General features: G+C 71.4%; 25 protein-coding genes. 7 read left to right on the top strand and 18 right to left on the bottom strand.

The window, feature by feature from the left end; all coding sequences use genetic code 11:
* Positions 1-7: 7 nt before the first annotated feature.
* Together leuE and AB0B29_RS06810 are read right to left on the bottom strand one after the other, a co-directional pair.
* Entirely contained in the window at positions 8-655 is a 648-nt protein-coding gene (leuE, locus tag AB0B29_RS06815; RefSeq protein WP_362234885.1) for a leucine efflux protein LeuE, read from the bottom strand.
* Positions 656-702: 47 nt separating this feature from the next.
* The gene (locus tag AB0B29_RS06810; protein ID WP_362234883.1) at positions 703-2283 is read right to left on the bottom strand and encodes an acyl-CoA mutase large subunit family protein; all 1581 of its coding nucleotides are present in this window, start codon (positions 2281-2283) and stop codon (positions 703-705) included.
* A gap of 140 nt (positions 2284-2423) precedes the next feature.
* Here AB0B29_RS06810 and AB0B29_RS06805 point away from each other — a divergent pair, with 140 nt between their 5' ends.
* Entirely contained in the window at positions 2424-3272 is an 849-nt protein-coding gene (locus AB0B29_RS06805; RefSeq protein ID WP_362234880.1) for a L,D-transpeptidase family protein, read from the top strand.
* A 252-nt stretch (positions 3273-3524) separates the two neighbouring features.
* Here the strand turns inward: AB0B29_RS06805 and AB0B29_RS06800 are convergent, their stop codons facing one another.
* The 12 genes from AB0B29_RS06800 to AB0B29_RS06745 all read right to left on the bottom strand — a co-directional run bounded on the left by AB0B29_RS06800 (position 3525) and on the right by AB0B29_RS06745 (position 16048).
* Positions 3525-4502 (bottom strand): hypothetical protein, encoded by a 978-nt coding sequence (locus AB0B29_RS06800; RefSeq protein ID WP_362234877.1) that lies wholly within the window; start codon positions 4500-4502, stop codon positions 3525-3527.
* Positions 4502-5176 (bottom strand): RNA polymerase sigma factor, encoded by a 675-nt coding sequence (locus AB0B29_RS06795; protein ID WP_362234875.1) that lies wholly within the window; start codon positions 5174-5176, stop codon positions 4502-4504. Before AB0B29_RS06795 ends, AB0B29_RS06800 begins: the two co-directional genes overlap by 1 nt.
* A gap of 355 nt (positions 5177-5531) precedes the next feature.
* Positions 5532-6770, bottom strand: coding sequence for an ABC transporter permease (locus tag AB0B29_RS06790; protein WP_362234872.1), 1239 nt, complete (start codon positions 6768-6770; stop codon positions 5532-5534).
* Positions 6767-7480, bottom strand: coding sequence for an ABC transporter ATP-binding protein (locus AB0B29_RS06785; protein ID WP_362234869.1), 714 nt, complete (start codon positions 7478-7480; stop codon positions 6767-6769). Before AB0B29_RS06785 ends, AB0B29_RS06790 begins: the two co-directional genes overlap by 4 nt.
* Entirely contained in the window at positions 7477-8826 is a 1350-nt protein-coding gene (locus AB0B29_RS06780) for a peptidoglycan-binding protein (protein ID WP_362234867.1), read from the bottom strand. The genes AB0B29_RS06785 and AB0B29_RS06780 overlap by 4 nt, the downstream gene beginning before the upstream one ends.
* On the bottom strand, positions 8826-9635 hold the full coding sequence (locus tag AB0B29_RS06775; protein ID WP_362234864.1) for a hypothetical protein: 810 nt from the start codon (positions 9633-9635) through the stop codon (positions 8826-8828). The genes AB0B29_RS06780 and AB0B29_RS06775 overlap by 1 nt, the downstream gene beginning before the upstream one ends.
* Before the next feature lie 191 nt (positions 9636-9826).
* Positions 9827-10291, bottom strand: a complete 465-nt coding sequence (locus AB0B29_RS06770; protein ID WP_362234862.1) for a hypothetical protein — start codon at positions 10289-10291, stop codon at positions 9827-9829.
* Positions 10292-10360: 69 nt separating this feature from the next.
* A complete protein-coding gene (locus tag AB0B29_RS06765) occupies positions 10361-11131 on the bottom strand; it encodes a hypothetical protein (RefSeq protein ID WP_362234859.1) in 771 nt (256 codons plus the stop codon).
* A complete protein-coding gene (locus AB0B29_RS06760) occupies positions 11128-11577 on the bottom strand; it encodes a hypothetical protein (RefSeq protein ID WP_362234856.1) in 450 nt (149 codons plus the stop codon). Before AB0B29_RS06760 ends, AB0B29_RS06765 begins: the two co-directional genes overlap by 4 nt.
* A 10-nt stretch (positions 11578-11587) precedes the next feature.
* Complete coding sequence (locus tag AB0B29_RS06755) at positions 11588-13825, bottom strand: glycoside hydrolase domain-containing protein (protein WP_362234854.1); 2238 nt, start codon at positions 13823-13825, stop codon at positions 11588-11590.
* A gap of 490 nt (positions 13826-14315) precedes the next feature.
* The gene (locus tag AB0B29_RS06750) at positions 14316-15290 is read right to left on the bottom strand and encodes a hypothetical protein (protein WP_362234851.1); all 975 of its coding nucleotides are present in this window, start codon (positions 15288-15290) and stop codon (positions 14316-14318) included.
* A gap of 140 nt (positions 15291-15430) precedes the next feature.
* Positions 15431-16048, bottom strand: a complete 618-nt coding sequence (locus AB0B29_RS06745; RefSeq protein WP_362234849.1) for an RNA polymerase sigma factor — start codon at positions 16046-16048, stop codon at positions 15431-15433.
* A 284-nt stretch (positions 16049-16332) separates the two neighbouring features.
* On the opposite strand from AB0B29_RS06745, the gene AB0B29_RS06740 reads away from it, so the two are divergent.
* Entirely contained in the window at positions 16333-17682 is a 1350-nt protein-coding gene (locus AB0B29_RS06740) for a peptidoglycan recognition protein family protein (protein ID WP_362234847.1), read from the top strand.
* A 2-nt stretch (positions 17683-17684) separates the two neighbouring features.
* On the opposite strand, the gene AB0B29_RS06735 is transcribed toward AB0B29_RS06740, so the two are convergent.
* From AB0B29_RS06735 to AB0B29_RS06720, 4 genes are all read right to left on the bottom strand, one after another.
* Positions 17685-18080, bottom strand: a complete 396-nt coding sequence (locus AB0B29_RS06735; RefSeq protein WP_104777767.1) for a hypothetical protein — start codon at positions 18078-18080, stop codon at positions 17685-17687.
* A 157-nt stretch (positions 18081-18237) separates the two neighbouring features.
* Positions 18238-18792, bottom strand: a complete 555-nt coding sequence (locus AB0B29_RS06730; protein WP_362234844.1) for a hypothetical protein — start codon at positions 18790-18792, stop codon at positions 18238-18240.
* 108 nt (positions 18793-18900) lie between these two features.
* Positions 18901-19407: a hypothetical protein gene (locus AB0B29_RS06725; RefSeq protein WP_362234841.1), complete on the bottom strand. Its 507-nt coding sequence runs from the start codon at positions 19405-19407 to the stop codon at positions 18901-18903.
* Positions 19408-19503: 96 nt separating this feature from the next.
* A complete protein-coding gene (locus AB0B29_RS06720) occupies positions 19504-21171 on the bottom strand; it encodes a family 20 glycosylhydrolase (protein WP_436845794.1) in 1668 nt (555 codons plus the stop codon).
* Positions 21172-21395: 224 nt separating this feature from the next.
* On the opposite strand from AB0B29_RS06720, the gene AB0B29_RS06715 reads away from it, so the two are divergent.
* The 5 genes from AB0B29_RS06715 to AB0B29_RS06695 all read left to right on the top strand — a co-directional run bounded on the left by AB0B29_RS06715 (position 21396) and on the right by AB0B29_RS06695 (position 25512).
* Positions 21396-21869, top strand: a complete 474-nt coding sequence (locus AB0B29_RS06715; protein ID WP_362234839.1) for a 2-oxo-4-hydroxy-4-carboxy-5-ureidoimidazoline decarboxylase — start codon at positions 21396-21398, stop codon at positions 21867-21869.
* Between the two features lie 221 nt (positions 21870-22090).
* Positions 22091-22471 carry a succinate dehydrogenase, cytochrome b556 subunit gene (gene sdhC, locus AB0B29_RS06710; protein ID WP_010047075.1) on the top strand — a complete coding sequence of 127 codons (381 nt, stop codon included), beginning with the start codon at positions 22091-22093 and terminating at the stop codon, positions 22469-22471.
* Between the two features lie 5 nt (positions 22472-22476).
* Positions 22477-22959: a succinate dehydrogenase hydrophobic membrane anchor subunit gene (locus AB0B29_RS06705; RefSeq protein WP_362234836.1), complete on the top strand. Its 483-nt coding sequence runs from the start codon at positions 22477-22479 to the stop codon at positions 22957-22959.
* A gap of 19 nt (positions 22960-22978) precedes the next feature.
* The gene (sdhA, locus tag AB0B29_RS06700) at positions 22979-24733 is read left to right on the top strand and encodes a succinate dehydrogenase flavoprotein subunit (protein WP_362234834.1); all 1755 of its coding nucleotides are present in this window, start codon (positions 22979-22981) and stop codon (positions 24731-24733) included.
* Complete coding sequence (locus AB0B29_RS06695; RefSeq protein ID WP_306929108.1) at positions 24733-25512, top strand: succinate dehydrogenase iron-sulfur subunit; 780 nt, start codon at positions 24733-24735, stop codon at positions 25510-25512. Before sdhA ends, AB0B29_RS06695 begins: the two co-directional genes overlap by 1 nt.
* The last annotated feature ends 97 nt before the right edge of the window (positions 25513-25609 follow it).

Raw genomic sequence — 25609 nt, 5'->3', positions numbered from 1 at the left:
GGGTGCGCTACGAACTCGCCAGCGACAGCTTCACCGCGAACCCGAGGAACAGCGCACCCGCCGCCGAGGTCGCCCCCGCCGACAGGCGCCTGCGGCGGCGGAAGGCGGCGGCCAGCCGGGTGCCGCCGAATATCAGCGCGCTGAGGTAGAGCACGCTGGCGAACTGGGCGAGGGCGCCGAGGACGACGAAGGACAGGGCGGGGTAGGCGTACCCCGGGTCCACGAACTGCACGAAGAAGGCGACGAAGAAGAGGATCGCCTTGGGGTTGAACAGACTCACGACGAAGGCGCGGCGGAAGGGCCGCTCCTCGGCGGGCGCGGGCGCCTGGTCACCGGCGGTCCGCTCCGCACGCGTCCGCCACATGCCCCACGCGGCCCGCAGCATGCCGATGGCCAGCCAGGTCAGATATCCGGCCCCCGCGTACTTGACGACGGCGAACAGCACGGCGTTCGCCTGGAGCAGCGAGGCGACTCCGGCCGCGGACAGCGTCATCAACACCGTGTCCCCGCACCAGACTCCGGCCGAGGCGGTGTACCCGGCGCGCACACCGCGGCGGGCGGCCACGGACAGCACGTACAGCGAGTTGGGACCGGGCAGCAGAATGATCAGGGCAAGGCCCACCAGGTAGGTGGGCAGATCGACGACACCGAACATGCGGACGAGTGTCGCACGCGGGTCCGACATCCCCGCCCGGCCGCAGGTCAGAAGACGTCGGACGGGACGTACGCCCCCCACACCTCGCGCAGCGCGTTGCAGACCTCGCCGACGGTGGCCCTGGCCTTGAGCGCCTCCTTCATCGGGTAGAGGACGTTGTCCTCGCCCTCGGCGGCTTTCTTCAGCGCGCCCAGGGCCGCGTCGACGGCCGCCTGGTCGCGCTCCGCGCGCAGGGTGGCCAGGCGTTCGGCCTGCCGGGTCTCGATGGCCGGGTCGACGCGCAGCGGCTCGTAGGGCTCTTCCTCGTCGAGCCGGAAGCGGTTGACGCCGACCACGACCCGCTCGCCGGAGTCCGTCTCCTGCGCGATGCGGTAGGCGTTGCGCTCGATCTCGCCCTTCTGGAAGCCCTGTTCGATGGCGTTGACGGCGCCACCGAGCTCCTCGACCCTGTCCATCAGCTGCACGGCGGCGGCCTCGACGTCGTCGGTCATCCTCTCGATGACGTAGGACCCGGCGAAGGGGTCGACGGTGGCGGTCACGTCGGTTTCGTGGGCGAGGACCTGCTGGGTGCGCAGGGCGAGGCGGGCGGACTTGTCGCTGGGCAGGGCGATGGCCTCGTCGAAGGAGTTGGTGTGCAGCGACTGCGTCCCGCCCAGCACCGCGGCCAGCCCCTGCACGGCGACGCGGACGAGGTTGACCTCGGGCTGCTGGGCCGTCAGCTGCACCCCGGCCGTCTGGGTGTGGAAGCGCAGCATCAGCGACTTGGGGTTCCGCGCGCCGAACTCCTCACGCATCACCCGCGCCCAGATTCGTCGCGCCGCACGGAACTTCGCCACCTCCTCCAGCAACGTCGTGCGGGCCACGAAGAAGAACGACAGGCGGGGCGCGAAGTCGTCGACGTCCATGCCGGCCGCGATCGCGGTGCGCACGTACTCGATGCCGTCGGCGAGGGTGAAGGCGATCTCCTGCGCGGGCGAGGCTCCCGCCTCGGCCATGTGGTAGCCGGAGATCGAGATGGTGTTCCACTTCGGGATCTCGGCCCGGCAGTACCTGAAGGTGTCGGCGATCAGCCGCAGTGACGGTTTGGGCGGGAAGATGTAGGTGCCCCGGGCGATGTACTCCTTCAGCACGTCGTTCTGGATCGTGCCCGTCAACCGGTCCGCCGCGACCCCCTGCTCCTCGGCCACCAGCTGGTACAGAAGCAGCAGCAGGGCCGCCGGGGCGTTGATCGTCATCGACGTCGAGACCTGGTCGAGCGGGATCCCGCCGAACAGCACCCGCATGTCATCGATCGAGTCGACGGCCACCCCCACCTTGCCGACCTCGCCGTGGGCGATCGGCGCGTCGGAGTCGTGGCCCATCTGGGTGGGCAGGTCGAAGGCGACCGACAGCCCCGTGGTGCCATGGGCGATCAGCTGCCGGTAGCGGGCGTTGGACTCCGCGGCCGTGCCGAAACCGGCGTACTGGCGCATGGTCCAGGGGCGGCCCGTGTACATCGACGGATACACACCACGGGTGTACGGGTACGCCCCCGGCTCCCCCAGCTTCTCCGCCGGATCCCAGCCCTCAAGGTCCTGCGGACCGTAGAGCGGCTCGATGGGCAGTCCGGACTCCGACTCACGCGCCATGGTGGGTTGCCTCCCGCAGAGCAGTGACCTCGCTCACCACCATGCCCCCTGGTTCGCGACGGGTCACGTCCGGGGAACATCTCAGGTGACATCCGGGCGTGCCGGTGAGACGAGCGGGGGGCCGTGTGCGTAGTACGGGCATGGGGAGAGCGTTCGTGGCGGGACTCGCCGTACTGGCCGCGTTGACCGGCTGCACGGTGCAGACGCCCGACGGCGAGGGCAAGCACCGCTCGCCGGTGCACGTCGAGCTGCCCGGCAGCACCCCGTCGCAGGGCCGCACGCCCGCCGGTGGCGGCGCCACACCGCGTTCCGCGCCGCCGCCGGGCGACGACAAGCCCCGGGCCGCTCCCACCCCGGCCCGCGTGCTGTGGTCACGCGGCGACACCGGCCGCGACGTCCGGGAGCTCCAGGCGCGGCTGCGTCAGGTCGCCTGGCTCTTCGAGGGGCCGACCGGGACGTACGACGAGCCGACGCAGCGGGCGGTCAGCGGCTTCCAGGGCAAGCGCGGGCTGCCGCGCACCGGGAAGGCCGACGCCGTCACCTGGCAGCGGCTGCTGGGCATGACGCGCGAGCCGGGCCGCTGGGACCTCTACCTGATGGGCGGCCAGCAGGCCGACCCGCCGGACGCGCGCTGCCGGTCCGGCCGGGTGCTGTGCATCGACAAGACCAGCAGGACGCTGCGCTGGATGGTCGACGGGCGGACGGTGTCGACGATGGCGGTCCGCTTCGGTTCGCAGGGCACGCCGACCCGGGAGGGCGTCTTCTCCGTCTACTGGAAGTCCCGCGACCACGTCTCGACGCTCTACGACTCGCCCATGCCGTACGCGATGTTCTTCAGCGGCGGCCAGGCCGTGCACTTCTCGGCGGACTTCGCCGCCCGTGGCTACGCGGGGGCCTCGCACGGTTGCGTCAACGTCCGGGACGAGGCGGCGATCGCACAGCTGTACGCGCAGGTCCGCATCGGCGACAAGGTCGTCGTGTCCTGGTGACAGCGGGCAGGGGGGTGGGGGCGCGGGCGGGACCGGGGGAACGTGTCCCGCCCGCGCTCGGTGCACGAGCCGTAGGTACGGGGGGAACCCCGGCTCTGTGCGACGGCCGATGACCAGTCGGCTCACTCATTACTGCGCCGGGGCGGCCGAAAACGTCACACCCTCGGCCGCCCTCTTTTCACGGAGTACGAAACCGCAGGTCACAGCGGTGCGGGAGAGGTCCCGGTAGTCCGGGCCGGGCCACGGTCCGCGTCAGTCACGGTCGTCGCCCCCTTTCCCGGGCCGCTTCTCGGACCGCTTCTCGGCCTGCTTCTCGGCCTTCCGCTCGGCCTTGTCCTGCTTGTGGTCCTGCGTGCGGTCCTTGGTGCGGTCCTGCTGCCGGTTCCGGTCCTCGCCCTTGCCCTGGTGGTGTCCCTGATCCGCGCGGTCGTCGTCCCGGCGCTCCTTCGAGCGGGAGCCGGCCGAGGACAGCACGTCCTTGCAGTACTGCCACACCCGCCGGTCGCCCGCCGCGTCCCGCAGGGCTCGCCTGCGGTCGGGGGCCGGCCGCTTTCCCTCGCGCAGGTCGCGGCAGGCCGCGGTGACCTCGCTGCGGCGGCCGCCGCGTTCCTTCTGCTCGTCCGGCGCCGGGGCGGCGTCCTCGCGCTGCTCGTCGCCGCCCTGGGGAGGGGTCTTCTCGGGAGTGGAACCGCCCTGAACGGCGTCGCTCGGCGAGGGCGACACCAGCGGGCGCTCCGGATGGGTGACGGAGGCCGAGACGGAGGCGCCGGGCCGGGGCTCGTCGCCGCCGAACGGCGCCCTCAGGACTCCGGTTCCGGCCGCGAGGGCGACCCCGCCGGCCATGCCGACGGCCAGGGTGGCGGCCAGGCCGAGGCGTACGGGGCGGGCCCAGCGGGACGGCCGGCCGGCGCCGGTGCCGCCGTCACCGGGGGTTCCGATCCGGACCAGCCCTGCGTCGGCGACCCGGTGGGCGGCCTGCCCCCGGATGTCCGTACGGGCTGCGGCCGCATCGGCGCGTTCCGCGCGGACCTTGCGGAAAGCGGCCACCGCGGCGGCCTCGCCGGGGAGTTCATCGCTGGTCAGCGGGGGTACGGCGGACAGCGCGCCGAGGGTCCTGGCAAGGTGTTCGGCCTGCTCCCGGCCGGCGCCTTCGACAGCTCCGGGTGGCTCTCCGCTCAGCAAACGCTCCGCCGTTTCGCGGTCCAGCCACCTGTACTGCTCGTCGGCCATCACACATCCTTCTGCGTCCGCGCGACGCTGTGCGTCACACCTGCGGACGTCACCGCACCGCCGCGCGGTTCTCTCGGGGGCGGCAGGGCGTCGAGCACACCGGCCGATTCCGGATCGGCCTGCGCGTCGCCGCCGAGCAGTTCGGCGAGCCGCTTCAGGCCCCGGTGTGCCGCCGTGCGGACCGCTCCCGGGCGCTTCCCCAACGTCTCGGCCGCGGTCTTCGCGTCGAGCCCCACCACCACCCGCAGCACGACCGCTTCGGCCTGGTCCTGCGGCAGCCGGGATATCAGGGAGAACGCGCCGTTCGTGGCGAGCGCCTCGATGGCCTCGCCGGCGGTGTCCGACTCGGCGGCCCGGCCGGTCAGCTCGGTCTCGTCGCCGCCGATGGCGGGCCGGCGCCCGCGCATGCGTATGTGGTCCAGGGCGCGGTTGCGGGCGATCCGGGCGGCCCAGCCGCGGAAGCGGTCGGCGTCGCCGGTGAACCGCTCCAGATCGCGCGCTATCTGGAGCCACGCCTCGGACGTCACGTCCTCGGCGTCGGGGTCGCCGACCAGCGTCCGTACGTACCCGAGCAGCCGCGGATGCACGGTGCGGTACACAGTCCGGAACGCGTCCTCGTCCCCGTCCTGTGCCGCGCGCACCGCGGCGGTCAGCTCCGCGTCGTCCCCCAGCACCGCACCCCTTATGCGCCTGGACCGGTGCCGCTCTCGCGGACCGGGTTCTCGCCGTTGTGATTCCTCGATTGATGGTTGCGGTATCAGGACCGCAGGTGGTTGCGGTGGTCGTACCGCATTCGCGTTGGCGCGAATGGCACGTTACGACCTGAAACCGCTCCCCGTCCATGTCCGTCCAGGATGCAACTAAGCCGTGACGCGGTGGGGTGTGACAGAAAACGCACCCCGGGCGCTGTAGGGAGTACGGGTCGCCGCGCGGCCCGTACCGCGCGACGGCCGGGGCCTCTCCTGTGGGGGGTGGCGGCCTCGGCCGTCTCCGCGACTCGACGATGCACTGCAGGTCCGCAGCCCGGCATCAGCGGCGCAGCGCCTCCACCGGTGGGATGCGCGACGCCCTCCAGGCCGGGTACACGCCCGCCAGCAGACCGGCCGTGAGGCCGAGTACCGGGGCGACGGCCAGCGTGGCGGGGTCGATCACCGGCGTCCACTCCTTCAGGGCCGCGACGACGACCACGACGACCGTGCCGACCGAGGTGCCCACCAGTCCTCCGACGAGCCCCAGTGCCGCGGACTCGGTCAGGAACTGCAGGGTGATGTGGACGCCGCGCGCGCCCAGAGCGCGCCGCAGTCCGATTTCTCCGGTTCGTTCCAGCACTGCCACCAGCGTGGTGTTGGCGATCCCGACCGCCCCGATGACGAGGCACACCCCGGCGAGGAGGAGGAACAGCTGGCCCAGGTCGTCGCCGACCGCCGTCCGCAGGGACCGCGGGTCCGGAGGCGGGGTCACCTTGAAGTACTCGGGATGGTCCGGGCGCAGCGCGACGGCTGCCTCGTCCGCGATCTGGCCTGCGGCGCCGAGCCGGGTCGAGACCAGCATCTGCGCCCCCTCGTCCGTGGGAACACCCCAGGTCCGTTCGGCGACCGAGCGGGGAACCGTGATGGACATCAAAAGCTCCGGCTTCCGCTCGACGTCGTCCAGGATGCCGATCACGGTGAAGGCGGTGTCGCCGATGAAGACGGCGGGGCGGGTGCGCAGCGTCGTGATCCCGAGACGCGCGGCAGTGGCCGAGCCGATCACGGCGACCGCCTGGTGATGCGTGTCGTGGAAGCGGTCGAAGGCCCTCCCCTCGACGAAGCGGGCCCGTGAGGCCTGCCACAGCCCGGGGGAGGCCGCGATCACCTGGGTCCGGGCGTCGACGCCGTTGGCCGTGCCGACGGGGGCGGCTCGCACCGCTTGGTCCGGACCGAGCCGGACATTCCAGAACACCCCCGCGGCGAGCGCGCCGTTGAGCCGGGCGATGCGGGCGTCGGCGTCCTCGGGGAACGCCGGCTGACGGGCCGCCGGGGTCGCGGGGGCGACGTCCGTGATACCGACCTCGGTGGCGGTCAGGGAGTTGAACCGGTCGTCGATCTGGGAGCTGGCTGTTCCGGTGAGCCCCAGGACGGCGATGAACGCGCCGACACCGAGCACGGTGCCGAGGGCGGTGAGAATCGACCGGGCCGGCCGCTGGAGCATGCCGGCCACGGCTTCGGACAGCAGGTCGCGCACGGCCAGCCGGGACCGTTCGGGAACGTCGTGCCGGCGCTTCCTCATGCCGCCCCCGGCCGTTGGGCGGAGTCGTGGAGCACGCCGTCGCGGATCGTGACGGTGCGTTGGCCGTGCTCGGCGACCTGAGCGTCATGGGTGATCACGACGATGGTCATGCCGTCGCGGTTCAGGGCGTCCAGCAGTTCGAGCAGGGACGCGGACGTGGCGGAGTCGAGATTGCCGGTCGGCTCGTCGCACAACAGCAGCGAGGGCTCACCCACCAGGGCGCGTGCGACCGCGACGCGCTGGCGTTCGCCGCCCGACATCTGGGTGGGCAGGGCTCCGGCGCGGTGGGCGAGGCCCACGCGCTCCAGGACCGCGGCGGCCCGCGCACGGCGCTCCCGGCGGTGAACGGCCCGGTAGACCATGGCGAGTTCGACGTTCTCGAGTGCGCTGCGATGCGGAAGGAGGTGGAAGGCCTGGAAGACGAACCCGATCCGTTCGCCCCGCAGGGCGGCCAGCCGGGAGGGGCTCAGGGCCGCCGTGTCGATCCCGTTCAGCAGGTACTGGCCGTGCGTGGGCGTGTCCAGGAGCCCCGCGATGTTCAGCAGGGTGGACTTGCCCGAGCCCGACGGGCCCACCACGGTGACGAACTCGCCCTCGGCGATACGCACGTCACAGGGGCGCAGGGCGTGGACGGCCGGAGGGCCTGGGTAGGTCAGGCCGACGCCGCGGAACTCGATGACCGCGACGCCCTGAGAGGTCGTCGTGGTCACGGCCGGCCCACGGTCCCTCGCGCCTGCACACCGACGACCACCTGGGCGCCGGGCTCCAGGTGTGCGCCCTTCCGCGGCACGATCTCCACGTACCCGTCCCCCGACACACCGACGGTGACGGGGATCCGGCGTTCCTTCTTCCCCGTCCTCTCGGTGACGCTGGTCAGGCCGTCGGCACCGGTGGAGACGGCCGACGAGGGTACGGCGAGAACCTTCGTCCGCGAAGCGGCGGCCACGACCGTCAGCTGCACGTTCTCACCGTTCAGTTTCGTGGGCAGGGGCCGGGACGGTGTCACCTCGACCGTGTACTTCTGCTCGCCCGACTCCTCGTCGCCGTCCTTCGCGGTGGTGCGTTCCCTGCTGACGGACCGGACCTCTCCGGTGAACTCGCGGCCTTCGGTGTCGGAGTAGATCCGCACCTTCTGACCCGCGCGGATCATGCCCTTCTCCTGCTGGGTCACGGAAGCCTCGACGGTGAGCGCACCGGAGGACAGGGACAGCAGACCTCCGCCCCCGGCCTCGTCCCCCACCTTCGCGCGCACCTCGTCGACGTAGGCGGGGAAGGCCTTGACGAAGACCACTTCCGACATCGGAAGGACGGGGACGGTGCGGGGCGGCGGCGCGGCCTGAGGTGCTGCCGCCGAAGGCGCCGGGGCCGCCTGCGGCGGTGGGGATGCCTCGGGCTGCGGGGACGCCGCTGCGCCGGGTTCGGGAACCGCAGGCCGGCTCACGGGAGCTTCGGTGGCCGGCGCCTCGTAACCGATGGCGCGGTAGAAGGAGGTGACGGCCCGTTCGGTGCCCGATCCGAAGACCCCTGAGGCGTCGCTTCCGGTGGGGTGGCCGGAGTCCCGCAGGGCCGCCTGGAGTTGCGCGACGTCTTCGCCGCGCTTGCCGGCGGTGAGGTCACGGTAGGCGGGAACGGCGCCCTTGAGGACGAACAGCGGGCGGCCCGAGACTTCGAGGAGCACCTGCCCGGCGCCGAGCTTGCGGCCCGCAGCGGCCTCGACCTTCGTCACCACCGACCGGCCGGCGTCCTCGCCCGCGCCGGGCCCGGAGGAGACGTCGGTGTGCTGGGAGGCCGTGACCTTCCCACGGGTGATCAGGGCTTGGGAGACCACCCGGTGCTCCACCGGCGCCGTGAGGACGTCCGGTGGCGGAGGCGCCGTGTCCGCGGCGACCTGCGCCGGGGACTTGATGACGAGCGCTGCGCCCGCGCCGGCCCCCGTGCACACCAGGCACGCCAGCAGCAGACCGCCGAGGGCTTTCCGGCGCCGGGCCAGGCCGCCCGGACCACGTGGCTTCCCGGGCGGCACGATCTCGACAGCGGTCTCACCGGACGGACGCATCAGGAACCCGCTATGACGTCGGCGGCCTTCTTCACGGCTTCGTTCAGCGACTTTCTCTCGGCGTTCAGCTGCTCGGGCCGTGACTCGATCCTCTCGTTCTGGATCTTCACCTCGGCGTCGAACCAGATCCTGGCGACCTTGGTCTTGTCACGACAGGAGATGTCGGCGGTCGCGGTCTTGATTTCGAGCGGCGTGACGTCCCGCGAGCCGAACCGCGGGTCGTCGCTGGCGTCGAGCGGCCGTGCGTAGCGGAAACCGCTCGCCTTCATGCAGTCGGACCAGGCCTTGAACGCCGCGACGGTCTCGGGGCTCTGCTGGGACTCGGCGAAGGCCTCGTTGCTGACCGTCTGGGCGACGGTGGTGTTCGCGGCGCCGGCGGAGATCGCACGGTCGGCCTCGCCGAGGCAGCCGCCCTTGGGGACGGGCTTGCCCCCCACCTTCGGGGCGGTGCCCTCCAGGGCCTGCCTCATCGGGCCGTCGCCCGACGTACCGTCCACGGCGCCCTCTTCGACGGCCCGGTCGTACGCGTCCTGCTCATCGGCCGCGGGCTTGTAGCCGCGCTCCTCGGCGAGCGCCATGTCGTGAATGCCGTAGCGCCAGTCGACCAGGGTCTTGGGGCCGAGGCGCGGCAGGTCGGCGGCCGGCTGCCAGGAAAAGCCGAGGTCCTTCATGCAGTCGCCGACCAGTATCTTCCGGGCCTGCGAGATCTGCTTCTGCTCGGCCTCCGAGGGCAGGTATCCCTCGATCGGGAGCACCCATGTCGCGGGGTCGGCCGGATCGAACGCGACGGTGGGCTTCGGTGTCGCCACCGACGGCTTCGTCGTCGCGTCACCCGAGCAACCGGCGACCGATGTCAGAGTCGCTGCGACGATCAGTGAAACGGCGCTCGCCCGCCGTGTCTTCACATGCATGGGGGGGGTACCTACCGGAATGGTCGATTGCCGTGCTCTGCCGCCGGCGGTGCGGCCGGCGGCAGAGCACGAAGGGAACGCAGACAGCGTCAGAGCGTCTGCCAGGCGAACGAGGCGTTCTCGTTCTTCGTCACCGTGAGGTTGCTCTGGGAATTCGGGCTGGCCCAGTTCGCGGAGCCCTTGTAGCCGGCGTTGTAATAGGTCACGGCGTAATACGTCGAGTGCTTGTTCTTCACCGACGCGGCGTTGTTCTTGATGCCCTGGCCGTTGCCGTTTCCGCCGTGGCAGAACTTCAGCGGCTGCGTGCCGCCCTGAGGAGCCCCACCGATGCGCTCGTCGGCGAAGTCCCAGACGCTGTAGCCGACATTGCGGTAAGCGCCGCCGAAGTCCGAGTTGTAGTAGATCGCGTACTTGAAGTCGGACGCCGCCTGGGACTTTTCACAGGCCTCCGGGCTCATCTGGTTCTCGTAGCCCGTGGTGGCATGGGCGGCCGGGGTCATGAAAGCCCCCATCACGACCACCGCTGCGGCGACCACGCCGAGGTTTCTCTTCACTGGTTCTCCTTGATGATCCATCGGGTACCCGGCTCGGCAACGAGCCCGGGGGCTGCGCGCGGAGCGGCGTCAGGCCGCGTTCCGCTGGCGGCGGGCGAGGGCCTCGGCGGCCGATCGGCGGCGCTTGTCGTGGACGTCCACGAGGGTGCCCGCGCCCTGGCCGGAGGTGGCCTCCCCGACGCGGAGGCGTTCGGCGACGGCTGCCAGACGGGTGTCGTCGGGGCCGACGGCGAGGTAGAAGAGCGCCTCGTCGACGGCGCGGTCGTCACCGCCCCAGCGGACCACGCCGTCGAGTTCGGCGAGGATGTCGCGGAGGACCGCCAGTTCCAGGGGGAAGTAGCCGCCCTTGGCGCCGGGCGGGTAGTGGCCGGGCCGGACGCGGACGGCCGTGCCGGAGGCCAGGCAGCGGGCAGGTCCCCGCAGCCCCTTCGGGGCGGTCCAGCCCACGACCTCGCCGGGCTGGAGCTCGGCGATCTCGTAGTGGAAGCGGCGGACGAGGTGCACCAGGATCGTCTCGGGAGCGCCGAGCCGGACCTGGAGGTCCTTCACCGGGGTGCCCGGCACGGGCCTGGAGGAGATGGATCCGCCCTGGTCGGCGGCATTCTCCAGGTCCCAGCCGTTGGCCGAGCGGGTCCCGGTGAGGAGCCGCTCGTTACGGGCCTCGGCCCGGGCGACGCCGTCACGGACGGCCTTGGGGAAGGTGTAGTCCCGCGGTTCGGCGGCGTACGCCGGCGAGGCGAGGGCCTGGGAGTGCGGGAGCGCCACCGCGGCGGTGGCGACGGCGGCGGCCCGCAGCAGCAGGCCTCTGCGGGACAGCGGGGAGGCGGGAGTGGCGCTCACATGGTCCTCTTCTCGGGATGCTCGGATGCGGTGGTGTGGCGGCGTTCGGCGACGGCGATCAGGGCGAGCGTCACCGCGATCACGGCACAGACCGTCATCACGGGTGTGAGGAAGTCCGGGACGGCCGCCGGGTAGGAACCACCCGACGACAGGCGGCAGTCCAGGGCGGGCGGCAGGTAGGACACGCGGTAGCCGCTCACCTGCCCGTACAGCGCGGGGTTCGCGTCCTGACAGGCCTGGGCGGTGCCGCTCTCGTCGAGGAAGAGGGACACCAGGCCCCAGATGTAGGCGACCGCGGCGAGGGCTCCGGCGAGCGCCGCGCCGCCGCCCGCCACGGCCCCCCGGCCGATCGCCGGGAAGCCGTATCCGAAGAGGCCGAAGGCCGCGACGGCGGCGACGACGACGCAGATCAGCAGGGGCAGGACGGAGGGGTACGAGGTGGTCATGGCGACCACCTCACCCGCCGGCGAGCTGCCGGACAAGGTTGTTGTACTTCTCGAAGATGTAGTAGAGCCCCATCCGTTTGGCGGCGTGGGCCTCGGCCTCGGTACCCCAGCCCTGGTAGCGGCGGATGATCTCGAAGATCTCGCCCTCGGTGTAGTCCAGGCTCATGGCGCGCAGCTTGGTCTCGCCGGCCGGGGGGTTCTTGCCGCCCGGCTTGCCGTCGACGCCCCACAGGTGGATCAGGGGCACGGTCCGCATGGCGAAGGCGTTGTCCTTGTTGACCTTCTGCCACATGGTCCAGATGTCGGCGTCCTTGGTCGGGTCCAAACGGGTGCCGGTGACGAAGCCCTTGTCGATGCAGTGGTTCCAGGCCCGGATACCGACGTCGCCGCTGATCTGCGCGATGCCGGTCGAGGAGTCCTTCTTCACGCCGATGCCGTTGAGGTGGTACTCGGCGACCGCGTGGTCCACGCCCTGGTCGATCAGGTCGTAGTGCCGCATCTCCCAGTACGCGGAGGTCTGGATCATCGCCTTGCGCATCTTGTACGTACGCGACAGCGACGTGGTCTGCGCGTCGTGCGACATGATCGTCTCGAAGCACTGGGTGTGGGTGAACAGGCGGGCGTCGGCACCGGTTCCGCCGTCGTCCTCGTACCCGATGCTGCGCATGTAGCGGCTGAGGTCCGCGTGCAGCGCGTTGAGGAAGGAGCCGTCGAAGCCGACGTCGGGGCGCGGCGGCCGGGGCGCGTTGAAGGAGGCCTGGCCGGTGTCGCGGCCGGAGGCGATGTTGACGTCGATCTCGATGGCACCGGCGCCGGAGCCGACGGTGCGGGTGACGATCTGGTCGTACGCCCAGTCGGCGGGCAGCGGGTAGCCGAAGTTCCCGGAGAAGCCCGATGACATGTCGGAGACGAACGAGGCGGTGGAGTGCCCGGCCTCACCGACCCGGGTGCAGACGTTGCGCGGCCCGTACACGCCGACCTTGAACTCCGCGCCGTCGGCGGCCAGCGCGTCCACGATGCCCTTGAAGTGCGGCAGGACGTTCGACGTCACCTCGTGGTCGAGCGCGTCGAAGTCGACGGCGAAGAAGATCCGGGTGCCGGGCTTGAAGCCGTGGTCGAGGGCGGCGTTGGCGGCGGCCTGGCCCGCGGCCCGTCCGGCGGCGTAGTTGAAGCCGGCGGCGTCCCTGCCGTACGTCTGGTAGATCGGGAAGCAACGCAGGCCGTTCGCGGCGATGGTGGCCAGCTCGCCGGGCTGGATGGCCTTCTCGGGCAGGGAGGTCGCGCTGGGGTTGGTGAGGTAGCGGCCTATGTACTTCACCCCGGCGGCCTTGAGGGCCGCCGCGCGGGCGTCAGTGATCTTGGTGACGCCGTCGCAGGCCTCGCCGCTGCGGCTCTGGTCCCCGTAGGAGACCAGGAGGGAGGCCCAGGTGGGGAAGTCGCCGTTGCCGGTGACGGGGAGCTTCGCGAAGGACTGGAAGCTCTGCACGGCGGTGGAGACCGCGCTGGTGAAGTTGCCGAAGGCGACCGGCCGCTGGTTGAGGATCATCGCGCCGGTGAACAGCCGGGCCCAGTTGCCCGAGCTGCCGACCGACAGCGTGTGGGACTTGAGGCCGGACTGGGTGCCGGGGCCGAAGACACCGTTGGCGACCCCGTCCGCCATCCCGATCTCGTACTGCACGGCGAAGAGCATCGACTTGGCGACGTCGCGGGAGTGGTGGCCGTCGCAGGGTATGACGTAGTAGTCCTTGCGCAGGACGTACTGGCCGTTGAGCCACTGCTGCACCGCGCGAACGGCGCTGGAGCCGCCGCTGACGGTGACGTACGCGTCCATGTTGAACAGGCCCTTGATGACCTTCGGCCACAGTGCGCTGCCCGGGTAGACGGCGCTCAGCCCCATGTCGGCGTTGAGCTGGGTGACGGACTGCTGGACGCGGGCGCTGTAGGTGCCGTCGATGCCACTGCCGTCGTAGCCCTTGCAGTACAGGGCGGACTGGAGGATGCGGCAGAAGTCGGCGTGCGGCACGTTGTTGGCGTCGATCTTGCCGTACTTCTCCGCGATGGCCGCCAGGGTGGCAGGCCCGAAGCTGTCCGACAGGTTGGTGATGCCGAGCTCGTACTGGAGCGCGCGGGTCAGGGCGTACATCGTGGGCCAGCCGGTCTGCCCGTTCTCCTCGACGGTCATGCCGATGCGGCTGCCGTACACGCGGTTGATGAAGACCTGGGCTTGACGCACCATCTCGTCGGCCATGAGGTGCCCTCTCAGCAGGGAAGCGGGGCCGCACCTGCAAGCCGGGCGGCACTGGACGGGTGAAGCGGCACGGGGCGGGCGGGCCCCGCCGTTCGGACACCCTCGGGCGGGCACTCCGGCACTTGACCATTCCATGACCCATGGTCAGACGATCTTGGATCGATGCCTGCAATAGCACCCAGATCAGGCTCATCCGGCAGCTCTTTGTGATGAACCCGTGCCCAAGGTGAGGCCAAAAGGGCGCACAACCTTTTCGCCTCTCGTGCGTCTCAACTGCCTTTCCAGCCACGGAAGGTGTCAGTCCGTCACTTCACGGGCGGCTGCCCGACGGGCGGCCACGGCTGCACTCCGGACCGGTCAGCGACCCCCGCGCTCCCTTCGCGGTGCGGGGTGAGCGATACCGGGTGAGAGCGGTGCGGGGTGAGCCGTGTGAGGTGAGCTGTGAAGGGCCGGGCCGGGTGACGAGAGGTCCTGCGGCTTCCCGGTCGCCTCAGGGACGGCTGTCGTCGGGCCGAGCGGGCTGTCCGTCGGTCCGCGTCTCTCCGTCGCCGCTGCCGGCAGCCGAACCGTCGTCCCCGGCGGCCGAATTGCCGCCTCCGGCCCCCGAGCCGCTGACCGCTCCGTCCGAGTTGTTGTCGGCTTTGCCCGAGCCGTTGTCAGCTTTGCCCGAGCCGTTGTCGGCCTTGCCCGAGCCGTTGTCGGTCTTGCCCGAGCCGTTGTCGGCCTTGGCGCCACTGTTCGCCGAGCCCGGGCCGTTGGTGGTGCCGTTGCCGTTGGCGGTGCCGTTGCCGTTGCCGCTGTTCCCGGAGGCTCCCGTGCCCTGCTCCGGTCGGGCTGTACGGCCGGGGTGCGCGTCGGACCGGGTCGCCTGCTCGGCGCAGTACGCCGTGATGTTGTTCTCACCGCCCGCGGCGGCAACGAGACGCCGCCAGGCCGACGCCTCCATCACCTGGCCCCGTTGCCGGACTTTCTGGTAGGCGCGGCAGTGCGCCTCGGTGTCCTGAGCGGGAGTCGGCCGCTTCGAGTGCGCCGGGCCCGATCCGGTGCCGGGGCTGTGGCTGCCGCCGGGAGGCTGTCCCGCCGGGTCGCGCGGGGTGCTGCTCGGGGCCGGCCGGCGCCCCGGGGCGTCGTTCGTGTCTTCCCGCGGCGATCCCGCCACGCCGATCGCCGCCACGGCGACCCCGCCCAGCGTGAGGCTCGCGAGCAGCACGGAGAGCGTCGTCTTCAGGGACCGCCCCAGGTGACGCCGTTCGCGGGGCCGCCAGTCGTCCCGGCGGCGGGTACGCGTGCGCGGGGACCGGGCGTCGCGGGCGGCCCGGAAGGCGGCCACGGCCCGCTGCTCGGCCTCGGCGTCGACACCGTCCCGGACGAGGGAGGCGACGATCAGCGCCTCCACGCCGGAGTCGAGGAGGGCATGGCGGGAACCACGGCCGGAAAGCCCGTCGTCGCTCGGCCGTTCACCCATGTCCGTTTCCGTCCCTGCTCGATCCGATCCATCCCGCTGCCACGTGGGCGCCGGGCACCAGTACGTCCCGCCGGTGCGCCCTGTTCAGGGCGCCGGGTCCGCGCGACCCGGCCGGGCCGTCAGCGAAACCACCGGTTCCGCTACGTCGACTCACCCAGCGTCCGGGGAGCCTCATCCGTCACACTCTCCGCGCGTAGCTGCCCGGCGAGGCGTTTCAGACCCCGGTGGGCCGCCGTGCGTACGGCACCCGGCCGCTTGCCCAGGACCCGCGCGGCGGCAGGACCGTCGAGGCCGACCACGACCCGCAGCAGCACGGCCTCGGCCTGGTCCCTCGGCAACCCCCGGACCAGTTCCAGGGCGTGCGCGGTGGAGAGCGCCTCCAGCGCCTGGTCCTGCGTGTTCTGCGGTCCGGGCAGGTCCAGGAGGTCCTGTTCCAGCGCGGACGAGCGGGGCCTCACCCGCTGCCGGCGCAGGTGGTCCAGCGCCCGGTGCCGGGCGATGGTCGCCGTCCAGCCCCGGAAGCCTGCCCCGTCGCCCCGGAACCGCCCGAGGTCCCGGGCGATCTCCAGCCAGGCGTCGGACGCCACGTCCTCCGCGTCGTCCCCGACCAGGCCGCGCAGATAGCCGAGCAGCCCGGGGTGCACGAACCGGTAGGCGGCCGCGAAGGCCGCCTCGTCGCCCTGCTGGGCCCGCGCCACGGCCGCGCCCAGTTCCCCGTCGTACGCCTGCCCGCGCCGGCGCTCCGCTCCCTGACCCAAGTACCGTCCTCGTCCGTGCCGAGTGCGCGCCCTCCCAACGTGATCAGCGCCGGTCCGCGCGGAAGTGTCACAGCGCGTCAGACGCCGCGTCCGAGGACCGTTCGGGTCAACCCGCCCCGCCCGTCCCGCGGAAGTGTCACAGCGCGTCAGACGCCGCGCCTGAGGACCGTTCGGGTCAACCCGACCCGCCGTCCTCGGGAGCCCGGCCCCGCAGAGGTTTCGGCCAAGTGACGTACCGGGGACCCCTGCTCGCGACGCCACCGCACACGAAAGGCGAGCGCCGTATGACACACCGCCTCCTGCGCACCGCCGTCGCCACCGCCCTGGCCCTCGGTGCCCTCGGCCTGACCCAGCCCGCCCGGGCCACCCCCTCGGACGGTGTGCACACCGTCCGGGTGCCGGACGGCGACCCCCACGACCGGTCCCTCGCCCCCCGCACGACCGAGCCGTTCAGCCTGATCGGCATCACCTGGGACGACCCGGACGCGGTCTTCGACGGCAGCGCCCAGGTGCGCACCCGGTCCCGCAAGAGCGGCGCGTGGACCGCGTGGCGCCCCCTGGACACCGAAGGCCGGACGCCCGAGACCGGCCCCGACCGCGACCGGGCCGGTGTGCGCGGCAGCACCCAGCCGCTGTGGACCGGGCCCTCGGACGGTGTCCAGGTGCGTGTGACGGGCTCGCGCCTGCCGGAAGGCCTGCGGGTCGAACTGGTCGATCCCGAGGCCGGGTCGGACGCCGTGCACACCTCGGCTGTCGAGCCGGACGCCGTGGACACCTCGGCTGCCGGGCCGGACCCGGTGGACACCCCGGCTGCCGGGCCGGACCCGGTGGACACCTCGGCTGCCGGGCCGGACCCGGTCGGGCCCGCCGCCGGGCCGCTCTCGGCCCCGCGTCCCACCGTGACCTCCCGCTCCGCCTGGGGCGCCGACGAGTCCCTGGTGAAGGACCCGCCCACCCTGACGGGCAACACGAAGGCGATGTTCGTCCACCACACGGCGGGCACCAACGACTACACCTGCTCCCAGTCGGCGTCGATCGTGCGCGGCGTGTTCCTCTACCACGTGCAGAGCAACGGCTGGAACGACATCGGCTACCACTTCCTCGTCGACAAGTGCGGCACCGTCTTCGAGGGACGTGCGGGCGGCATCGACAAACCCGTCCTCGGCGCGCACACCTACGGGTTCAACACCTCCACCAGCAGCGTCTCGGTGCTCGGCGACTACTCCACGGCGGCCACGAACGCCGCGGTGCGCGCGTCGGTCGCGAAGGTCGCGGCGTGGAAGCTCGGCCTCTACGGCATCGACCCGACCGGGAAGGTCGTGCTGACCTCCGGTGCCGACAACGGCAAGTACAAGCTGGGCCAGAAGGTTACGTTCCACCGCATCTCCGGCCATCGCGACGGCTACCCGACCGAGTGCCCCGGACAGAACCTCTACGACGACCTGCCCGAGATCCGCACCCTGGCCTCGAACGCCGCGACGACGGCCGCACCCGCCGCCGAGCCGCCCGACGGACCTCAGGCCGCGGCCGAGGGCGCGACCGAAGGCGTCGAGGGTGCCGCGGGCGGGACCGAAGGCGTCGACGGGGCGGCGGGCGGGACCGAAGGCGTGGAGGGGCAGGTACGCGCCCGCTGACGCTAACGCCGGGGCGCGGTGCTCATCGCGTCCCGGCACAGCAGCCGCAGCGATCCATGGCCGCCGTAGCACCGGCGGGCCTCGTCGATGGGGTCCCACAGGCGCCCGTCGGGGGTGCGGATCCAGTGGTCCCCGCCGGTCGCCCACCACTCGGCGCCGGTCTGACGCGCCATCACCTCACCCGCGTACGCGCCGAAGCCGCGCAGCACCTGCTGGACCGCCGCGTCGGGCGCTCCCTCCCGCCGTATCCCCTCGATCATCCGGTCGATGCTCCACAGGCTCTGCGCCGAGTAGTCGAGGCGCAGCCGTGCTCCCTCGCGCATCGTCGCCACCGTGTCCGCCGCCCATCGCAGCGGCTTCGCAGCCGCCGATGGCCTGGTCTCCGCTTGAGTCGTCACATCCCGGAAAGCGCTGCGGCGAAGCGTTTCGTCACCCGGAATCGGCGGCTCCCCCGAAGCGGCGCAGGACCGCCCCACCTCACCCAAGGGACAGTCACAGGACCCTTCCAGGAACGAGGTTTAGGCCGGTCGGGCCGCCGGCGGCCGGCGGCGCCCTTCAGCCCCGCCGCCGGCTCCGGCGGGACACCACCGCGCGCAGGACCCGCCGCCCCTCGACCGACAACTCCAGGGCCCGGCGCAGCCCGGCCGGGCCGTGTCCGGCCAGGACCTCCAGGACGGTGATCTGCCGGCGCAGTTCGGCGGCGACGAGGGGTGACATGCCGTCCGTACGGCCCTCGCGGCGGGAGTCGACGGACGAGGCCTCGTCCTCGGCGGTGTCCAGGAGCCGGTGGATCTGGAGGGAGGCGACGGAGCAGCCGTCGGCCCACACCCGGACCGCGGCGGCGGACCGCTCGGCGGGAGCGGCCTCGAGCATCCGGTGGGCGAGCGCGGCGGCCTCGTCCCCGGCGGCGGCCGCGTCCAGCTTGCCGCGCGCCTGCTCCAGCCGCTCGCCCCACTCCTCGGCGGCGGCGCCTTCGCTGAGACTCGCCCACACCGGTCTGAGAACCTCGTCGTCGCCGCCCAGCAGGGGCACGCACCGATCCAAACAAGCCAGCCCGCTCGCGGCCAGCCCGCGTTCGTCGGCCTGCGCGATCAACTCCACCAGGCTCATCCACGCCTCCCTCCGCGGGCCTTGCCCGGGGCCCGATCAGGCCGCTACCGGCCCTCACCCCTCACGGAACCCGCACTTCCCCTTACTGCGTGCAACGGGCCCGGAGTGTCACAGGGGTACCACGCCCAGCCTGTCTAGGAAGCGGAACAGCAGGTTTTCGGCCAGGGGATCAGGGTCTGAGGTCAGTACGTCCAGCAACGCGTCGGCGTTCACCTCGCGCCCGGCCTCGGCGGCCCAGCGCACGGCGTGCTCGGCGGCGTCGCCCGGGTCCAGGAAGTAGTCCTCCAGGGTGAGGCCCTCCCGGTCCGCCCCCAGGTACCCGGCCATCGCGGTGCGCGCCAGGCAGGTCGTCCACGCCCCGCTCCGCGGAGCCGCGGCCTCCAGTACGACGCACTCGCTGTTCATGACGTACCCGAAGAGCGCCGGCGCCCCGGTCTCCCGGGCGAGGGCGTTCATGTTCCCGATGTCGCCGTCGCTGCTCGGGTACTCCCACACCTGCCATCCGCCCGGCGCCGAGGCGCGCCGCGTCGGAGCGTCCCCGGCCCACGCCAGCGCGTCCAGCTCCGGCAGCGGCCGCTGCCCCCGGCCCACGACGAAATACCCCCAGTAACCCATGTCCCGGTTCCCCCCGGCATGTTCGATTGCGGTCGCGTCAGAAGACCACCACAGCCGTACGGGAGTCCGCAGCCGTATGGGCCCCTTCGTGCCGGGTCAGCCGAGCCTGTCCGCCAGCGCCCGGAACTGCGCCCAGGACAGCTCCGGCTCGCCCGGGTCCCAGAGCTTCTGGACGGTCGCCCGCAGCGGCATCCGGATCCCGGCCGCCACCTGGTCCTGCGTCTGGGAGTCCGCGAGGTCGCACCACACCGCGAAGGACCCGCCGAGGATCTGGTCGTCGTAGCGCGCGGGGACGGCCGCGGTACCGCGCAGCACCCGGGGCGTCCACTGCTCGTAGATCCGCTGCCCCGTCGGATACACGAACGTCTGGGGCTCGCCGAGCACGTAGTACAGGAACTCGTCGTTGTAGTTGATCACCTTGCGGCCCGCCTGGAGGTACTCCAGGGGTGCCCGGGCGCCGATCTCCTTGCCGGTCCAGTAGGCGACCTGGATGTCCTTGGCGGGCTGCACGGAGGTGCCGCGGAAGAAGCCGTCGTTCCAGGCGCGCGGGGTGCGCTGGTGCCTGCGGACGGTGTCGGCCCGGTCGTTCAGCCAGCCGGTGGTGAGGTCGGCGACCGTCGCGCCGGAGCCGTACTTCTCCTGGGCGGCGGCGGCCAGCTGCGGGAACGACGCCTCCGGGTTCGACCGGGTCAGCGCCTGGTACTCGTCGCCGCCGAGGTGCCACGGCCCGCCGGGGAAGAGGTCCGCGTACTCGTTGAGCAGGTCGTCGACGATCTCGGCGCTCTCGGCCTTGGAGATGTCGATGGCGCCCTGCACCGCCGAGCCCTGCGCGGTGCGCAGCTGCAGGTCGGGGTGGGCGTCGATGACCGCGCCGAGGTGCCCGGGCGAGTCGATCTCGGGGACGATCGTGATGTGCCGGCTCTGCGCGAGGTCGATGATCTTGCGCACCTGCGCCTTGGTCAGGTGCTGCCGCGAGACGATCTCGGGGTGCGAGGCCGACTCGATCCGGAACCCCTGGTCGTCGGAGAAGTGCAGGCCCAGCTGGTTGAACTTCAGATCGCCCAGTTCCCGGATCCGGTCCTCGATCCAGCCGGCCGTGAAGTTCTTGCGCGCGATGTCCAGCATGAACCCGCGCTGCGGCTTGGCCGGTTCGTCCTTCACGACGCCCTCGGGGGCGGTGCCGCCGTCGTGCGTCTCCTGCTTGAGCGTGCGGGTGCCGTAGAAGACCCCCGTGTCGGTGGGCCCGTCGATCTGCACGCGCCCGTCGCGCACGGTCATCGTGTACGACTCCGGGTTCGCCCCCTCGTCGCGGTTCAGCGCCAGCCGCAGGTCACCGGCCTTCTTGTCGCCCTTCTCGCCCGCGTACGTCATCCCGAGCTCGCCGGCGACCAGCCGTCCCTCGTCCGCCAGCGCCGGGTCGTCCACGACCACCCGGTTGCCCTTCTCGGGCTGCCAGCCGGGGCCGCGCGCCGGCTCGTGGTCGCGTACGGCGGGGATGGTGCGGGGGGTCTCGGACAGGGGGTAGGAGCGGGTCGGGCTGGGGGTGGGGGCGGCTTCCGGCGCCCTGTCCGGGGGCGCCGCCGCTGAGGCCCCCCGCGAGGATCCGGCCTCCGAGGCCGTGGACCCGCCGTCACCGCCCGAGGCCGCCCAGAGCCCGAGACTCACCCCGGCCGCGACCACGACCAGGGCCACCGCCATGGCCACGACCAGCACCTGCCGCTGTTTGTCCTGCTTCGCCGAAGTCCGGCGCCTGTGCTGACTCACCCAGCCAACCTAAAACCCGTGGGCGCCCGGCGCGCGTCCACCACGCGTGCCGAAACTCTCCCTCCCGGGTGAAATTCATGCATCCTTCGGACACGTCACGGTCGTACTCGATAGCGTGACGTCACATCTCTCACAACTTGCCCTGCCGACACACGTGACGCCCACGAGGACCCACGCTGCCCGCGCACCATGTCCCAGATCTCCCCGGCCGACTCGGCATACCGGTGGAGCACTTCAACGCCGCCTCCGAGGAGGACCTGGAACAGGCCCTCCTCTCCTGCCTGCGCAGCCACCGCTGGGCCCGGCGCGTCGCGGACCACCGCCCCTACCCGGATCTGGACTCCCTGCTGGCAGCGGCGGACGAGGCGGCCTACGACCTCGGCTGGCCCGACCTCACCGAAGCACTGGCGTCCGAGCCGCTGCCCGCCCTCCCTCACGACACCTACGCCGCGGCCCACACCGCCCTCAGCGCGGCCCATGCCGCCTACGAGGCCCGTTTCGGACACGTGTTCGTCATCTGCCTGGACGGCCTGTCCCCGTCGGAGACCCTGGACCGGCTCCTGGAGGCCATCCGGTCACGATTGACGAACGATCCCGAGGAGGAGCGGGCGGTCGTGGCCGAAGAACTCCGCCGCCTGGCGAGCGGGCGTTTGGTCAGCGCCCTCAGGGGCGCGGGGAACTGCGCGAGCAACCGCTGACGACCCGGCACCGGCATCACCGACGGACCACCCACGGGCCCCGGCCGCACTAGCCCACCAGTACCCCTTTGCATGCCAGTTTGATCACACCCCGGGACCCCGGCGCAGCCCGGCCGCAGCGCCTCGCTACGATGCTGGGGGCCGGTGGACCGTACCCGGCCGGGCCCGACCGACACACCAAGCCGGCGCGGCCCCAATCCCCGCTCCCGGAGGAAACTTCCGTGCCGGCTGGAACGCTGTACCGCGGCCGGGAAGGAATGTGGTCCTGGGTGGCTCACCGAGTCACCGGCGTCCTCATCTTCTTCTTCCTGTTCGTCCACGTGCTGGACACCGCTCTCGTCCGCGTGTCCCCTGAGGCCTACGACAACGTCGTGGCCACGTACAAGACGCCGATCGTCGCGCTGCTGGAGTACGGCCTCGTCGCCGCCATCCTCTTCCACGCGCTCAACGGCCTGCGTGTCATCGCCGTCGACTTCTGGATCAAGGGCGCCCGGTACCAGAAGCAGATGCTCTGGACCGTCGTCGCTCTGTGGGTCGTGCTGATGCTCGGGGCGATCTACCCCGTCCTCGGCCACGCCGCTCGTGAACTGTTCGGGAGCTGACGCCAATGTCCACGACTGACAAGACCGCCGCCGGCGTCGGCCCCATCGAGGGCGGCGCCGTCTACACCGTCGACAACCCGGCGCCCTTCATCGAGGCCCCGCGCCAGCGCACCAAGAAGACCCCGAAGAGCACCCGGGGCAACTTCGAGCTGGCCGCCTGGTTGTTCATGCGCCTGTCCGGCGTCGTCCTGGTCGTCCTCGTCCTCGGCCACCTGCTGATCCAGCTCGTGCTGGACGGCGGCGTCTCCAAGATCGGTTTCGCCTTCGTGGCGGGCCGCTGGGCGTCCCCGTTCTGGCAGGTCTGGGACCTGCTGATGCTGTGGCTCGCCATGCTGCACGGCGCCAACGGCCTGCGCACGGTCATCAACGACTACGCGGAGCGCGCGAACACCCGGCTGTGGCTCAAGGGCCTGCTCTACACGGCCACGGTGTTCACCATCCTGCTGGGCACGCTGGTGATCTTCACCTTCGACCCGAACATCCGCTAGGCACGGGGCTGCGAGAATCATGAAGATCCACAAGTACGACACCGTCATCGTCGGCGCCGGTGGCGCGGGCATGCGCGCGGCCATCGAGTCCACGAAGCGCAGCCGCACCGCCGTGCTGACCAAGCTGTACCCCACCCGCTCCCACACGGGCGCCGCGCAGGGCGGCATGGCCGCCGCGCTCGCCAACGTGGAGGAGGACAACTGGGAGTGGCACACCTTCGACACGGTCAAGGGCGGTGACTACCTGGTCGACCAGGACGCCGCCGAGATCCTGGCGAAGGAGGCCATCGACTCGGTCCTCGACCTCGAGAAGATGGGCCTGCCGTTCAACCGCACGCCGAACGGCACGATCGACCAGCGCCGCTTCGGCGGTCACAGCCGCAACCACGGCGAGGCCCCGGTCCGCCGCTCCTGCTACGCGGCCGACCGCACCGGCCACATGATCCTCCAGACGCTGTACCAGAACTGCGTCAAGGAGGGCGTGGAGTTCTTCAACGAGTTCTACGTCCTGGACCAGCTGATCACCGAGGTCGACGGCGTCAAGAAGTCGGCCGGTGTCGTGGCGTACGAGCTGGCGACCGGCGAGATCCACGTCTTCCAGGCGAAGTCCGTGGTCTACGCGTCCGGCGGCTGCGGCAAGTTCTTCAAGGTGACGTCGAACGCGCACACCCTGACCGGTGACGGCCAGGCCGCGGTCTACCGCCGCGGGCTGCCGCTGGAGGACATGGAGTTCTTCCAGTTCCACCCGACCGGCATCTGGCGCATGGGCATCCTGCTGACGGAGGGCGCCCGCGGTGAGGGCGGCATCCTGCGCAACAAGGACGGCGAGCGCTTCATGGAGAAGTACGCGCCGGTCATGAAGGACCTCGCGTCCCGTGACGTCGTCTCCCGCTCCATCTACACGGAGATCCGTGAGGGCCGCGGCTGCGGTCCCGAGGGCGACCACGTCTACCTCGACCTCACGCACCTCCCGCCGGAGCAGCTGGACGCCAAGCTCCCGGACATCACGGAGTTCGCGCGCACCTACCTCGGCATCGAGCCCTACACGGACCCGATCCCGATCCAGCCCACGGCGCACTACGCGATGGGCGGCATCCCGACCAACGTCGAGGGTGAGGTCCTGGCGGACAACACCACCGTCGTCCCGGGCCTGTACGCGGCCGGCGAGGTCGCCTGCGTCTCCGTGCACGGCGCCAACCGCCTCGGCACGAACTCGCTGCTGGACATCAACGTCTTCGGCAAGCGCGCGGGCATCGCCGCCGCCGAGTACGCGCAGAAGGCGGAGTTCGTCGAGCTGCCGGAGAACCCGGCGGAGCTCGTGGTCGAGCAGGTGGAGCGGCTGCGCGACGCCACCGGCACCGAGCGGGTGGCGGAGCTGCGGCGTGAGCTGCAGGAGACCATGGACGCCAACGTCATGGTGTTCCGCACCGAGCAGACGATCAAGACGGCGGTCGAGAAGATCGCGGAGCTGCGCGAGCGCTACAAGAACGTCTCGATCCAGGACAAGGGCAAGCGGTTCAACACGGACCTGCTGGAGGCCATCGAGCTGGGCAACCTGCTCGACCTCGCCGAGGTCATGGCGGTCTCCGCGCTCGCCCGCAAGGAGTCCCGCGGCGGTCACTACCGCGAGGACTACCCGAACCGCGACGACGTCAACTTCATGCGGCACACCATGGCGTACCGCGAGGTCGGCGCCGACGGCTCCGAAACCGTCCGTCTCGACTACAAGCCGGTCGTCCAGACCCGCTACCAGCCGATGGAGCGTAAGTACTGATGGCTACCCCTGTTCTGGACAAGGAAGACGCGGCCGGCAAGCCCGAGCCCGGTTTCGCCGACTCCCCCTACATCACGGTCACCTTCCGGATCCGCCGGTTCAACCCGGAGGTCGCGGCGGAGGCGGTCTGGGAAGACTTCCAGCTGGAGATCGACCCCAAGGAGCGTGTCCTCGACGGTCTCCACAAGATCAAGTGGGACCTGGACGGCACGCTGACGTTCCGCCGCTCGTGCGCGCACGGCATCTGCGGCTCGGACGCGATGCGGATCAACGGCAAGAACCGTCTTGCCTGCAAGACGCTGATCAAGGACATCAACCCCGAGAAGCCGATCACGGTGGAGCCCATCAAGGGCCTCACGGTGCTGAAGGACCTCGTGGTCGACATGGAGCCGTTCTTCCAGGCGTACCGCGACGTCATGCCCTTCCTCATCACGAAGGACACGAACGAGCCGACGCGTGAGCGGTTCCAGACGGCCGAGGACCGCGAGCGCTTCGACGACACGACGAAGTGCATCCTGTGCGCGGCCTGCACCACGTCGTGCCCGGTCTTCTGGAACGACGGCCAGTACTTCGGGCCGGCCGCGATCGTCAACGCGCACCGCTTCATCTTCGACTCGCGCGACGAGGCCGGTGAGCAGCGCCTGGAGATCCTCAACGACCGCGACGGCGTGTGGCGCTGCCGCACGACCTTCAACTGCACGGACGCGTGCCCGCGCGGCATCGAGGTCACGAAGGCGATCGCGGAGGTGAAGCGGGCGCTGATCACGCGCCGCTTCTGAGCTCGACCGTTCGACCGAGAAGGCCCCGTCACCGCTGGTGACGGGGCCTTCTGGCATATGCCACACCTTCGGGTGAAGGCGCCCGAGACGGACGTGG

Origin of the sequence: Streptomyces tibetensis, from assembly GCF_040647715.1 — a bacterium.
Taxonomy (GTDB): domain Bacteria; phylum Actinomycetota; class Actinomycetes; order Streptomycetales; family Streptomycetaceae; genus Streptomyces; species Streptomyces tibetensis_A.
The sequence above is the reverse complement of the archived record's forward strand: the minus strand, read 5'-3'. Positions and strand labels throughout refer to the sequence as shown.

Excerpts from the sequence above, each read along its gene's own strand:
- AB0B29_RS06750 (WP_362234851.1), bottom strand. The coding sequence starts at position 15,290 with ATGGGTGAACGGCCGAGCGACGACGGGCTTTCCGGCCGTGGTTCCCGC.
- AB0B29_RS06780 (WP_362234867.1), bottom strand. The coding sequence starts at position 8,826 with ATGCGTCCGTCCGGTGAGACCGCTGTCGAGATCGTGCCGCCCGGGAAG.
- AB0B29_RS06740 (WP_362234847.1), top strand. The coding sequence starts at position 16,333 with ATGACACACCGCCTCCTGCGCACCGCCGTCGCCACCGCCCTGGCCCTC.
- leuE (WP_362234885.1), bottom strand. The coding sequence starts at position 655 with ATGTTCGGTGTCGTCGATCTGCCCACCTACCTGGTGGGCCTTGCCCTG.
- AB0B29_RS06805 (WP_362234880.1), top strand. The coding sequence starts at position 2,424 with ATGGGGAGAGCGTTCGTGGCGGGACTCGCCGTACTGGCCGCGTTGACC.
- AB0B29_RS06695 (WP_306929108.1), top strand. The coding sequence starts at position 24,733 with ATGGCTACCCCTGTTCTGGACAAGGAAGACGCGGCCGGCAAGCCCGAG.
- AB0B29_RS06730 (WP_362234844.1), bottom strand. The coding sequence starts at position 18,792 with ATGAGCCTGGTGGAGTTGATCGCGCAGGCCGACGAACGCGGGCTGGCC.
- AB0B29_RS06760 (WP_362234856.1), bottom strand. The coding sequence starts at position 11,577 with ATGACCACCTCGTACCCCTCCGTCCTGCCCCTGCTGATCTGCGTCGTC.
- AB0B29_RS06755 (WP_362234854.1), bottom strand. The coding sequence starts at position 13,825 with ATGGCCGACGAGATGGTGCGTCAAGCCCAGGTCTTCATCAACCGCGTG.
- AB0B29_RS06800 (WP_362234877.1), bottom strand. The coding sequence starts at position 4,502 with ATGGCCGACGAGCAGTACAGGTGGCTGGACCGCGAAACGGCGGAGCGT.
- AB0B29_RS06725 (WP_362234841.1), bottom strand. The coding sequence starts at position 19,407 with ATGGGTTACTGGGGGTATTTCGTCGTGGGCCGGGGGCAGCGGCCGCTG.
- AB0B29_RS06810 (WP_362234883.1), bottom strand. The coding sequence starts at position 2,283 with ATGGCGCGTGAGTCGGAGTCCGGACTGCCCATCGAGCCGCTCTACGGT.
- AB0B29_RS06790 (WP_362234872.1), bottom strand. The coding sequence starts at position 6,770 with ATGAGGAAGCGCCGGCACGACGTTCCCGAACGGTCCCGGCTGGCCGTG.
- AB0B29_RS06705 (WP_362234836.1), top strand. The coding sequence starts at position 22,477 with ATGTCCACGACTGACAAGACCGCCGCCGGCGTCGGCCCCATCGAGGGC.
- sdhA (WP_362234834.1), top strand. The coding sequence starts at position 22,979 with ATGAAGATCCACAAGTACGACACCGTCATCGTCGGCGCCGGTGGCGCG.